Here is a 12,410-nt window from a genome sequence, read left to right as displayed (position 1 = left end):
GTCCCGCCGGCGCACTCGCTCGCCAGCCTCAAGGTCGTGCTCGATCCGGGATCGAGTGGTTACGGAAGCGCGGGGATGCCACTCGATCCCGGATCGAGCGTGACCTTGGCACGGAGAGCACGACGTACGCTCATCGGCAGATACGCATGTCGAGGGAACGGCTGGGCTCAGCAACACCCGTCACGCGACGTCACCGACTTGGATCGCCGCCAGGTCGAGGGGCCAAGTCGCCGGACGCAGGTCAAGCTCGGCGCGGTGTGCACTTGCAGCCGTACCTACCTCTGCACTCGGACCTGTACGCCGACACCGGGTGTCAGGCGGCCGGGACGGTGAGGCCGGTGGCGGTGCGGATCACCTCGTGCAGCCGTTCGCCGGTCTCGACGGTGGCACCCGGCCAGACGACGCTGCGGGTCACCTCACCGGCCACGGTGGCGCCCGCGCCGACCACGCTGCGGTGGCAGCCGCCGGTGACGGTGGCGGTGGGGTCGACCAGGCTGCCGTCGCCCGCCGCGTGCAGGTTGGCGGCAAGATAGTCGGCCGGGGTGCCGGTGTCGACGAAGGTCCCCCGGTAGGGGACCACGGTCAGCCGGCCGTCGGCCTCGGCCGGTCGCCAGACCGCCCGGACCAGGTCGCCGAAGACCGGCGGCAGGTCGCGGACCAGCCGCCAGGGGAGCAGCGAGAAGCCGGTGAAGACGTGGCCGTCGAAGGTGCCGGGTGCGGTGGGGTCCGGCGCGGGTTGGCCGAGCAGGCGTACGGAGTCGCCGTCCCAGTCGCGCAGCAGCGCGGCGATGTCCGGCCCGGGTGGTGCGGCCGGGTCGGCCAGGTACGCGTCGGCGTTGCCGACCAGCACGCCCCGTCCGGCGATCCAGTCCCGCAGCGTGCCCACCCCACCGGCGGTGCCGAGCGGACCGTCCGGTTCGACGGAGAGGTGGGCGCGCGTACCGACCCGCTCGACGACCTGCTCGCCGAGGTAGCTGGCGTTGACGGCGACCGTCTGCGGCCCGGTCAGGCCGAGCCCGGCGAGTCGGGCCAGGGCCCGGTCGAGTAGCGGCACGTTGCCCACCGGGCAGAGCGCCTTGGGCACCTGCTCGGTCAGCGGGCGCAGCCGGGTGCCCTCCCCGGCGGCGAGCACCACCGCGCAGATCCCGCCGGCCGGTGTGCCGGTGCGGGCGTCCAGGCCGGTGTCCGGGCCGGCGTCCGGGCCGCTCACGGCGCCGTGTCGGGCAGTGGCGGCGGGAACCGGTCGGTCAGCGGACCGATGCCGTAGTAGGCGAGCAGCCGGGCGGTGGGCCAGGTCAGCTTCGGCAGGTCGTCCAGCGGGTGCCAGACGGCCTCGAAGACCTCCGCGCCGTCCACCTCCAGCTCGGTGGTCGACGCCGGCACCTCGGCGGTGAAGACCATGTCGACCCAGCCCTTGGCGTGCACGATGGCGTTCGGCGTGGCCGGGGTCAGCCGGGCCGGGGCGAGCCGGACGCCGGTCTCCTCGTGCAGTTCGCGGGCCGCGCCGACCGCCGGGTTCTCGCCGCGTTGCAGCAGCCCGGCGGGGAGCGTCCACCCGCGACCCGGCGGCTGGCGCAACAGCAGCAGCCGACCCGCACCCTCGGCCTCGCTGTCGCGCAGCAGTGTGACGGCGCCGACGATGTACTTGGGTACCGCCATCCGGACCAGTTGACGACGTACCGGCAGTGGCAGCCGGTAGAAGACCTGGTACGCGACGGCGCGTGCGGCGCGGCGCGAGCGGGGGATCATGGTTCCAGGCTAGTGGCCGTACGCCGGGCGCGCGCCGCGGGACGGTGGGCCGGTCACTGCCGGTGGTCGACCAGGTCGATGAGCTGGCGCACCACGGTGTCCGGCTCGATCACCCGATCGAAGACCGCGACCAGCAGGGTCTCCAGGTCCGGGTAGCCGAGTTCCTCGGAGAGCCGCAGCAGCGGCAGGTCGCTGGCCAGGCCCCGGTTGTGCTGGCGCAGGGCCAACCCGATGGTGGCCCGGCCGAGGCGCACCTTGTCGCTGATCGAGATGCCGGGCTCGCTGTGGTCGGCGAACCACCGGTTGATCTGCATCTGCGCGTGCGGCGACTTGACGAAGCCGAGCCACTCCCGGCGAGGGCCGCGCGGGGCGACCTCGGCGTCCAGGCCGCTCTCCGCATCGGTCTCGGTGAAGATCTCGACCACGTCGCCCTCCTCCAACTCGGAGGAGAGCGGCACCAGTCGGCCGTTGATCCGGGCGGCCAGGCACCGGTCACCCCGGTCGGTGCCGAGCTCGTACGCCAGGTCGACCGGGGTGGCACCGCCGGGCAGCACGATCTGCCGGCCGTCGGCGACCACCTGGATCTGCGCCTCGGACAGGTCGCAGCGCAGCGACTGGAGGAACTGCGCCGGGTCGGCGGCGTCCTGCTCCCAGTCGAGCACCCGGCGCAGCCAGTCGAGCTGCTCGGCACGGGCGGTGCCGGAGCGCGGGAAGCGGAAGTCGGCGACCACGCCGTACTCGGCGGAGCGGTGCATCTCCTCGGTGCGGATCAGCACCTCGACCGTGCGGTTCTTGGGGCCGCAGACGGTGGTGTGCAGCGAGCGGTAGAGGTTGTTCTTCGGCGAGGCGATGAAGTCCTTGAACCGGCCCGGCACCGGCCGCCACAGCCCGTGGATCGCGCCGAGGGCGGCGTAACAGTCGGTGGGCGGGCCGTCCACCACGACGGTGATCCGGGGCAGGTCGTACGGGACGGTGTGCCCGCCGGCGACGGTGTCCTTCCAGATCGAATAGAGGTGGCGGGGGCGTGGGGCCACCGTGGCGTCCACCCGGCCCCGGCGCAACGCCACCCGGGACTGGGCCACCACCTCGGCGAGGTAGCCGTCCCATCCGGGGCGGTCGTGCACGTGCCGGGCGATGCGGGAGTGCTCGTCCGGCTCCAGGTGCAGCAGCACCACGTCGTCCAGCTCCCGCTTCAGGGTCTGGACGCCGAGCCGGTCGCAGAGGGGCACCAGCACCTCCTGCGTCTTGCGGGCGATCCGCTCCCGTGAGGCCGCCGAGCGCACGCCCAGCGTGCGCATGTTGTGCAGGCGGTCGGCGAGCTTGATGACCAGCACCCGGACGTCCTTGCCGGCCGCGATGATCATTTTGCGGATGGTCTCCGCCTCGGCGGCCTTGCCGTAGAACGCCTTGTCGAACTTGGTCACGCCGTCGACCAGGTGCGCCACCTCGTGGCCGAAGTCCTCGGCCAGCGCCTGCAACGTGTAGCGGGTGTCCTCCACCGTGTCGTGCAGCAGCGCCGCGACCAGGGTGGTGGTGTCCATGCCGAGGTCGGCACAGATCTCGGCGACCGCGAGCGGGTGCGTGATGAACGGCTCACCGCTCTTGCGGAACTGCCCCCGGTGCATGTTCTCGGCGATGGTGTACGCCCGGCGCAACACGGCAGGGTCGGTGCCGGTGTGGATGGCCCGGTGGGTGCGGACCAGATGACCGACCGGCTCGGTCTCGGCGGTGGGCCAGGTCAGCAGTGAGCGGAGCCTGCGGGCCAGGGGCAGCTCGCCCGGCTGTGTCGGGAGCGCACCGCCCAGGGCGCCGCCATGTCCGGCGTCGACGTCCACCTGGGACACCCCCTCACGCCCACCCCGCAGGCGCCGGGAGACCGGCAACCGGGAGCAGACCCTCGAAACGGGCAGGACTGCACTTCCTTAACAGAGTAAGTGAGCCGACGTAGTCCGATCGGACAGTTGCTCATGAGCGTTCGGACCAGAGTTGGTGAGATGCGCCGCTCTCGGCCTTGTCCAGCAGGTCGCGGAACCGGCCCGCGCCGGCCACCGGGGAGGCCCAACCGTCCGACATCTCGACCAGCCGGGTCTCCGGCCGTTCCAACCAGGACAGGATCCGTTCCGACTCCTCCGGGCTGGCCGCCGGGACCGGACCGTGACCGGGCGACACCGTCTCGGCGGTGGCCCGGATCACGCTCAGGGTCGGTCGAGGGTGGACCCCGGCCGGGGAGACCCCGGCACCGGCCAGCCGGCCGTGCCGCACCAGCGCCAGCTCCCAGCCGCCCCCGGCGGCCGGGTGGGCGGCGGCCAACTCGGCGATCCCGCTCAGCGCGGCGAGCCGCTGCATGCGGACGGTGGCCCGCAGCACCGCGGCCAGCCGGGACCGCAGCGTCGCGGCCTCCTCGTAGCGCTGGGCGGCGGCGAGCGTCTCGATCCGGGCGAGCAGGGCGTCCACCACCGGCTGCGGGTCACCGGTGGTGGCGGTGGCGAACGGCTGCACCGCGCGGTCGTCGTACTCCCCGGGGGTGATCCGGTGCTCGCAGGGCGCCGGGCAGCGACCCAACTCGGCCAGCGCGCAGGCGGGGGTGATCGTGCGCAGTGACAGTCGGTGGGTGCACTGGCGCAGCGGCACCGCGTCGTGGAAGCCGGCGGCGGCCAGCTCCGCGGTGCGCCGCGAGGTGAACGGGCCGAGGTAGGCGCGGTCGTCGGGGGAGATCTGCCGGACCACCGACAACCGGGGGTACGGCCCGTCGGTCAGCTTCAGCCAGACCATCCGCTCCGGGAACTTCGACCGTCGGTTGTACGGCGGCGCGTGCGCCCCGATCAGCCGCAGCTCGCGGACCTCGGCCTCCAGCGAGTGCGCGCACTCGACCGCCTCGACGCGCTCGGCGGCGGCCAACATCTCCGACATCCGGGCGCGTTTCTCGGCGGCGGTGAAGTAGCTGCGGACCCGGGTGGCGATGTCCCGGGACGTCCCCACATAGAGCGGTCGGTCGTCGGCGGCCCGGAAGATGTAGACACCGGGGGATCGGGGCAGGCCCTCGGCGAGGTGCCGCTTGCGGCGCTGGGTCGGGGTGACCGCGCGGGAGAACTCGATGGCGTCGCCGATGGTGTCGACCCGGTGGCCGCCGAGCCGACCGATGAGCCCGTGCAGGACGTCCACGGTGGCCCGGGCGTCGTCCAGCGCGCGGTGGGTCGGCTGGGTGCCGGCCCGGAAGTACGCGGCCAGCGTGGCGAGCTTGCGGTTGGGCACCTCGTCGCGCAGCAGCACCCGACGCGCCAGCGCGGCGGTGTCCAGCACCCGGGGGTTCGGCCAGCGGTAGCCGTGCCGGGCGCAGGCGGCCTTGAGGAAACCGACGTCGTACGGCGCGTTGTGCGCCACCAGCACGGCGTCCGAGACGAACTCCAGGAAGCTCGGCAGCACCTGCTCGATCGGTGGCGCCGGCAGCAGCATCGCCTGGGTGATGCCGGTCAGCACGGTGATGAACGGCGGGATCGGCACCCCGGGGTTGACCAGGGTGCCCAGCACGCCCAGCTCCTCGCCGCCGCGCACCTTCACCGCGCCGATCTCGGTGATCCCGCCGCCGTCCGGGGCGCCGCCGGTGGTCTCCAGGTCGACCACCACGAATGTCGTCGCGTGCAGGGGCAGCGCCGGGTCGATGCCGTCGACGGTCGGGTCGAGCCCGGCCAGCGCCGGCTGGAGGTACTCCTGTTGTGCCATCGCGGGCACGCTAACCGGCCGGTGCGACACTCCGGTCCCAGCCGTCCCACCGGCCCCGCGTGTCAGCACCGGTCTAGGATGAGAGATCGGCTCACTCACCAGGCGGTGGGCCCGGTCGCGGTGGGAGACTTGCCACATGCCCCTCACCGAGCCGTCCGACGACAGCCTCCCGCAGGAGGAGCAGGTCGTCGCGGTGCCGGCTGCTGGTGAGGCGGGTTCTGCCGACGGGGCGGCGACCGCTGGAGAGCCGGCGGAGCCGGAGCCGAGCCTGCCGGAGCCGGTCCGCCAACGGATCGTCTCGCTCACCGCTGCCGTGCTGCCCTCCCTGCCCTCCGACGAGGTGCCCGTGCCGCTGCGCCGGGTCGCCAAGTTCGCCCCCAACCGCCGGGCCCGACTCGGCGCGCCCGTGATCGCCGCCCAACTCGCCGCCGATCCGCTGTTCCGGCAGCGGGTCACCGCCCGGGTCCTGGCCGACGCCGGTGACCTCGGCACCGCCGTGGTGGAGGGGACCGCACCCGCCGCCGCCGACCCGGTCGAGGTGGCGGCCCTGGCCTACCTGGCCCGACCCCGGGGCTGGCGCGAGTTGATCGACGCCAGCGGCGCGGCGGTCCGGGCCGAGGCGGACAGCGCGGTGGTCGCCGAACTGGTCCGCCTGGCCGAGCAACGGGCCACCCGCGCCGAGCACGACCGGGCGGTGGCCCGGGTCGAGGCCGACAAGCTGCGCGACGAGGTGGCCCGGGTCCGCGAGGAGATGGGCCAGCTCCGGGAGGAGGCCCGCCAACTGGCCCGTACGCTCCGGGAGACCCAGTCCCGCGAGCGCCGGGCGGCCGAACTGCTCGCCACCGAGCGGGGGCGGGCCGCCCGCGCGGCGGCCGACGCCGACGCCGAGCTGCGCCGGGCCCGGGCCCGACTGGCCGAGGCCGAGGCGGCGGCCGGGGTGGCCCGGTCCAGCGCCAAGGAGGCCCGTTCGGTCGACGACGCGCGGCTGTGGCTGCTGCTGGAGACCATCGGCCAGGCCGCCGTCGGGTTGCGTCGCGAGCTGGCGCTGGATCCGGTCGACAAGCTGCCGGCCGACTTCGTCGCGGACGGCTACGCCGACTCGTCGGTGGCCACCCCGGCCGGTGCCGCCGCCCGCGCCCAGGACACCGACGACCCGGGCCGGTTGGACCAACTGCTCGCGCTGCCCCGGGCCCACCTGGTGGTCGACGGCTACAACGTGACCAAACGCGGCTTCGGCGAGATGTCCCTGGAACAGCAGCGCAAGCGCCTGATCACCGGGCTCGGCGGCATCGCCGCGCAGACCGGTGACGAGGTCACCGTCGTCTTCGACGGGGCCGAACGCATGCACGGCCTGCCGCCCACCCCGCGCGGGGTCCGGGTGCTGTTCTCCCGCAAGGGGGAGACCGCCGACGAACTGATCCGCAGGCTGGTACGCGCCGAGCCGCCCGGCCGGGCGGTGGTGGTGGTCTCCTCGGACCGGGAGGTCGCCGACGGGGTACGCCGCCACGGCGCGTACCCGCTGGGGGCCGACTCGCTGCTGCGGCGGCTGTCCCGCTCCTGACCCGGCCGGGGTGATCGCCGCCGGCCCGGCGTGGCGCGGGCCCGGCGGCTTCGGTGTGGTCGGCGGGGGCGCGGTCCCGGTCGTGGCGGGCAATAGGATGAGCGCCCATGGCGACAGGAGCGGCGAGATGAGGCGCACGGCGGGCGTCGGACCCGGTGCCGGCCGTGGCGACGGCGGGGTGACGCGGTGAGTCCGCGCGGCTGGGCGCTGCTCACCCTGGTCTTGCTCGGCGTCGCGGTGGTGCTGGCCGCGCTGGTGCTGATCCCGTGGCAGCGCCCGCCGGCACCCCGGGCCGACCAGCTCGCGGCGCTGCGGGACCTGCCCGCCGAACAGGTCGAGCGGGCCCGGGAGTTCCGGTCGGCACTGCGCCCCGGCGGCTGGGCCGCGCTGGGCATCGGCCTGCTGGTGGCGCTGGCGCTCGGGCTGACCCCGCTGGGCAGCCGCCTGGTCGAGCTGGGCGGGCGCCCGTTCGGTGGGCACTGGATCGCCCAGGCGATCGTCGGCGGGCTGGCCGTGGTGCTCGTCGCCGACCTGCTGACGCTGCCCTTCTCCGCCTGGCGGCACAGCGTGCTCACCCGCTACGGGCTGGCCACCAACGGGTGGGGCGGCTGGGCCGTGGACCTGCTCAAGTCGTACGCGGTCAGCGCGGTGATCGGCGCGGTGGCCCTGCTCGGCTTCTACACCGTGATCCGGCTGGCGCCCCGCTGGTGGTGGGCGTTCGGCGCGGCCGGTGCGGCCACCCTGGTGGTGCTGCTCTCCTTCGTGCTGCCGGTGCTCGTCGAGCCGGTGTTCAACCGGATCAGCCCGATGGAACCGGGTCCGTTGCGGACCGAGCTGATGGACCTGGCCGCCCGCGACGGCGTACCCGTGCGCGACGTGCTGGTGGCCGACGCGTCCCGGCGCACCAACGCGGTGAACGCGTACGTCTCCGGGATCGGCCCGACCCGGCGGGTGGTGGTCTACGACACCCTGCTGCGCGAGGCGACCCCGGCCGAGGTGAAGGCCGTCGTGGCGCACGAACTGGGGCACGCCCGCGACCGGGACGTACCGATCTTCACGCTCACCGGCGCGTTGGGCGCGGCGGCGGCCGTGGTGGCGCTCTATCTGATCGGCTCCTGGCCGCCGTTGCTGCGCATGGCCGGGGTCGACTCGGTCGCCCAGCCCCGCGCCTTCCCGCTGCTGCTCGCCCTGGTGACGGTGGCCGGACTGGTGTTCACACCGGTGCAGGCGCTGATGTCACGGCGACTGGAGGCGCGCGCCGACGCGCACGCGCTGGCGCTGACCGGCGACCCGGCCGCGTTCGAGTCGATGCAACGCCGCATCTCCTCGGTCAACCTCGGCGACCCGGACCCGCCCCGCTGGGAGTACCTCTACTCCGCCACGCACCCGTCCACCGTGGAGCGGATCGCCGCCGCCCGCGCCTACGCCCGAGAGGCCGGCCGATGAGCCGCACGTTGTTGATCACGAACGACTTCCCGCCCCGGCCGGGTGGGATCCAGTCCTTCGTGCACAACCTCGCGGTGCACCAGCCCGCCGGCTCGGTGGTGGTCTACGCGTCGAGCTGGCCCGACGCCGAGAAGTTCGACGCCGACCAGCCGTACGAGGTGGTGCGCGAACGCACCAAGGTGCTGCTGCCCACCCCGCTGATCGCCCGACGGGCGGCCCGGCTGGCCCGCGCGTACGACTGCGACACGATCTGGTTCGGCGCGGCGGCACCGCTCGGCCTGCTCGCCAACGGGCTGCGCAGGCGGGCCGGGGTACGGCGGGTGGTCGCCCTCACCCACGGGCACGAGGTGGGCTGGGCGGCGCTGCCGGTGGCCCGGACCGCGCTGCGGCGCATCGGCCGGGGCACCGACGTGGTGACGTACCTCGGCGAGTACACCCGTACCCGGTTGGCGCGGGCGCTGGACGGGCTGACCGACCTGCGCCGGCTCGCTCCCGGGGTGGACGTGGACTTCTATCACCCGGCGGTCGACGGCAGCGGGGTGCGGCACCGGTTGGGGCTCTCCGACCGGCCGGTGGTGGTCTGCGTGTCCCGGCTGGTGCCGCGCAAGGGGCAGGACATGCTGATCCGGGCGCTGCCGCTGATCCGCCGCCGGGTGCCCGAGGCGGCGCTGCTGGTGGTCGGTGGCGGCCCCTACCGGGCGACGCTGGCCCGGCTGGCCCGCCAGGCCGGGGTGGAGCGGGACGTGGTCTTCACCGGTTCGATCCCCGAGGCCGAGCTACCGGCGCACTACGCGGCCGGTGACGTCTACGCGATGCCCTGCCGCACCCGCAACCGGGGGCTGGACGTGGAGGGACTCGGCATCGTCTATCTGGAGGCGTCGGCGGCCGGCCTGCCGGTGGTGGCCGGCGACTCCGGCGGCGCGCCCGACGCGGTCCGCGAGGGCGAGACCGGGTACGTGGTGGACGGTCGCGACGTCGCCGAGCTGACCGACCGGCTGGTCACCCTGCTCACCGACCGGGACCTGGCCCGCCAGTTCGGGGCGGCCGGTCGTGCCTGGGTGGAACAGGAGTGGCGTTGGGAGACCCAGGCACGCCGCCTGACCGACCTGCTCACCGGCTGAACCGCAGGTGTAGATGCAAGGAGGGGTCCCCGGCTAACGCCTGGTGTATAGCAGGGGACCCCTCCTCACACGTGAGCCCACACGGCGCGACACCGAGCGCATGCGGCGCGGTGCCTCGGCGGACCGGGCGCGGCGCGTCAGCGGATGCGGGCGAGGATGCTCTCGGCGGGGGCGGGACGGCCGAAGTGCCAGCCCTGCCCGGCGTCGCAGCCGATCGCGCGCAGCCGCTCGGCCTGCCCGACGGTCTCCACCCCCTCGGCTGTCACCGTCAGGTCCAGAGCGTGCGCCAACGAGACCAGTGAGGCGAGGATGCGTTCGTTGGCCCGGTCGTCCGGGGAACGCAGCCCCCGGACGAACTCACCGGCCACCTTCAGCTCCGTCACCGGCAGGTCACGTAGGTACGCCAGGTTGCTGTAGCCGGTGCCGAAGTCGTCGATGGCGATGCGTACGCCCAGGTCGGCCAGGGCACGCAGGGCGCGTACCGGCTCCTCGGCGCTGCTCATCATGGTGCTCTCGGTGATCTCCAGTTGCAGCCGGTGCGGCGGCAGGCCGGTCCGCCGCAGCAGGGCGCGTACCTCCTCCAACAGGCCGGGCCGGCGGACCTGGCGGACCGCGAGGTTGACGCTGACGTACGGCGGTTCGCCGGTGGCAGCCGTCCAGCCGACCGCCTCCCGGCACGCCTCGGCGAGGACCCAGGCGCCCAGCGGCACGATCAGCCCGGTCTCCTCGGCCAGCCCGATGAAGCTGTCCGGCCGCAGCACGCCCAGGTCCGGGTGGCGCCAGCGCACCAGCGCCTCCACGCCGAGCACCGAGCCGTCGTGCAGCGACGTCAGCGGCTGGTAGTCGAGGTAGAACTCGCCGCGCTCCAGGCCGGCGGGGATCGCCGCGCTCAACGCCTGACGGGCCTGCTCGCGGCTGTCGCGTTCGGCGTCGTACAGCGCCCAGCCGCCACCACCGGCCATCTTGGCCCAGTGCAACGTGCTGCCGGCGGCGCGCAGCAGGTCGTCGGGGGAGGTGTCGGCGGCCCGCCGTTCCACGATCCCGACGCTGGCGGTGACCGTCACGTCGTGCCCGCCGACCACCACCGGCTCGGAGAGCGCGGCGAGGGCCGCCTCGGCCACCGCGACCACGTCACCGGTGCCGGTGGAGCGCTCCACCAGCACCACGAACGCGTCCCCGCCGAGCCGGGCCACCAGGTGCGGCTCCACCGCCCGGGACAGCCGTCGGGCCGCCGCCACCAGTGCCCGGTCGCCGATCGACTGGCCGTACGAGTCGTTGACCCGCTTGAAGCGGTCCAGGTCGAGGAAGCACAGGCCGACCCGCCGTCCGGCGCCGCCCGTGCCGTCCAGCGCGGCGACCAGCCGTTCGGCGAACAGCGTGCGGTTGGGCAGACCGGTGAGCGGATCGTGGGTGGCCTGGTGGCGGAACCGGGCCTCGCTGGCCCGCAACGCCCGTTCCGCGTCGACCCGGGCGGTCAACGCGGCCCGGCGGATCGACTCCTGCTCGTCCAGCGTCCGGTCGTGCAGGGCGCGGGCGTAGCCGGTGGCGATCGCGGCCAGCAGCCGGGCCATCCGGTCCTCGATGTCGTCGGCGACCAGGTCGAGGTCGCGGACCAGCCGGAGCTGGATCACCTCCACGGTCCGGCCGAGCGCCTCGGCGGAGGCGACGTGTGCGGCGACCAGCTCGTTGGCGACCCGGTGGCCCACCCGCAGGTCGAGCGGCTCCGCCCGCAGCGCCTCGGCGAGTTGGTCGGTGAGCCGCTGCAACAGCATCTCCAGCTGGGCGTGCGGCATCGGCAGGTAGCTGGTCCCGGAGACCGCCTTGGCCCAGGCGCGGGCGAACGTGCCGGCGCAGGACCGGCCGTCCGGTGGCTCAACCACCGAGCCGCCCGACCCCGCCCAGGAAGACCGCCTGCTCGGCGTTCTCGGCGCTCTCTGGAGTCTCCGGACGCCACTGCGGCACCCACACCACCCCGGGCTCGACCAGCTCGAAACCGTCGAAGAACGCGGTCAGCTCGGCCCGGCTGCGCACCCAGAGCGGGCTGTCGGTGCGCTGGTAGACCTCCTCGGCCTCGGCCCGCTGGGCCTCGTCCCGGCCGTCGTCGCTGGCCTGCGAGAGCACCAGGTGGCTGCCGGGCGCCAGCGCCTCGCGCAGCGTCCGCAGCACGTCGGCCGGGCGGTCGTCGTCCGGCACGAAGTGCAGCACGGCGACCACGAGTACGGCGACCGGTCGGGAGAAGTCCAGCAGGGCGTTGACGTCGGGATGCGCGAGGATCCGCTCGGGATGGCGGAAGTCCTCCTGCACGACGGTGGCCCGCTCGGTGTCGGCCAGGATCTCCCGGCTGTGCGCCACCGCCACCGGGTCGACGTCGACGTAGACCACCCGGGAGTCGGGGGCGTGCCGCTGGGCGATCTCGTGCACGTTGCCGACGGTCGGGATGCCCGACCCGATGTCCAGGAACTGCCGGACTCCGGCGGCGGTGAGGTATTGCACGGCCCGGCGTAGGAACGCGCGGTTGGCCTGGGCCATCAGCGGGGCCTCCGGCACCAGCGCCATCATCGCCCGGGCCGCTGCCCGGTCGGCGGCGAAGTTGTGCGAGCCGCCGAGATAGTAGTCGTACATGCGGGCGACGCTGGGTCGTTCGACGTCGATCGTCTCGGGTGACCAGTCCGGCCGCTGCATGCCACACCCCTTCACGCCAGCCGGGGCGACACCGCCCCGGCCGGTATTCTGCCCCGCCTGGGCGCGGGAGGCCATAGCGCGATCACCGGGATGGCGATTGACGTGCGGAGATGCGTTTTCCCGTCGAGGGG

9 protein-coding genes are annotated in these 12,410 nt (G+C 74.2%); 3 read left to right on the top strand and 6 right to left on the bottom strand.

Annotated features, from left to right (window positions below):
* Positions 1–313: 313 nt before the first annotated feature.
* From ACWDVW_RS30440 to ACWDVW_RS30425, 4 genes are all read right to left on the bottom strand, one after another.
* Complete coding sequence (locus tag ACWDVW_RS30440) at positions 314–1,177, bottom strand: sugar phosphate nucleotidyltransferase (RefSeq protein ID WP_449955827.1); 864 nt, start codon at positions 1,175–1,177, stop codon at positions 314–316.
* Positions 1,178–1,206: 29 nt separating this feature from the next.
* Positions 1,207–1,749: an NUDIX hydrolase gene (locus ACWDVW_RS30435; protein ID WP_449955818.1), complete on the bottom strand. Its 543-nt coding sequence runs from the start codon at positions 1,747–1,749 to the stop codon at positions 1,207–1,209.
* Between the two features lie 53 nt (positions 1,750–1,802).
* Positions 1,803–3,584, bottom strand: coding sequence for a RelA/SpoT family protein (locus ACWDVW_RS30430; RefSeq protein WP_449955815.1), 1,782 nt, complete (start codon positions 3,582–3,584; stop codon positions 1,803–1,805).
* 130 nt (positions 3,585–3,714) lie between these two features.
* Positions 3,715–5,469, bottom strand: a complete 1,755-nt coding sequence (locus tag ACWDVW_RS30425; protein WP_449955812.1) for a DEDD exonuclease domain-containing protein — start codon at positions 5,467–5,469, stop codon at positions 3,715–3,717.
* 136 nt (positions 5,470–5,605) lie between these two features.
* Here ACWDVW_RS30425 and ACWDVW_RS30420 point away from each other — a divergent pair, with 136 nt between their 5' ends.
* The 3 genes from ACWDVW_RS30420 to ACWDVW_RS30410 all read left to right on the top strand — a co-directional run bounded on the left by ACWDVW_RS30420 (position 5,606) and on the right by ACWDVW_RS30410 (position 9,597).
* Positions 5,606–7,030 carry an NYN domain-containing protein gene (locus ACWDVW_RS30420; RefSeq protein WP_449955809.1) on the top strand — a complete coding sequence of 475 codons (1,425 nt, stop codon included), beginning with the start codon at positions 5,606–5,608 and terminating at the stop codon, positions 7,028–7,030.
* A 186-nt stretch (positions 7,031–7,216) separates the two neighbouring features.
* Positions 7,217–8,476, top strand: coding sequence for a M48 family metallopeptidase (locus ACWDVW_RS30415; RefSeq protein WP_449955806.1), 1,260 nt, complete (start codon positions 7,217–7,219; stop codon positions 8,474–8,476).
* A complete protein-coding gene (locus tag ACWDVW_RS30410) occupies positions 8,473–9,597 on the top strand; it encodes a glycosyltransferase family 4 protein (RefSeq protein WP_449955803.1) in 1,125 nt (374 codons plus the stop codon). Before ACWDVW_RS30415 ends, ACWDVW_RS30410 begins: the two co-directional genes overlap by 4 nt.
* Before the next feature lie 137 nt (positions 9,598–9,734).
* Here the strand turns inward: ACWDVW_RS30410 and ACWDVW_RS30405 are convergent, their stop codons facing one another.
* Positions 9,735–11,390, bottom strand: coding sequence for a putative bifunctional diguanylate cyclase/phosphodiesterase (locus ACWDVW_RS30405; protein ID WP_449955824.1), 1,656 nt, complete (start codon positions 11,388–11,390; stop codon positions 9,735–9,737).
* A gap of 79 nt (positions 11,391–11,469) precedes the next feature.
* Positions 11,470–12,279, bottom strand: a complete 810-nt coding sequence (locus tag ACWDVW_RS30400; RefSeq protein ID WP_449955801.1) for an SAM-dependent methyltransferase — start codon at positions 12,277–12,279, stop codon at positions 11,470–11,472.
* Positions 12,280–12,410 lie beyond the last annotated feature (131 nt).

It is taken from the genome of Micromonospora sp. NPDC003241 (assembly GCF_053589795.1).
Note: the sequence above shows the minus strand (reverse complement) of the source record. Positions and strands in the feature narration are given on the sequence as shown.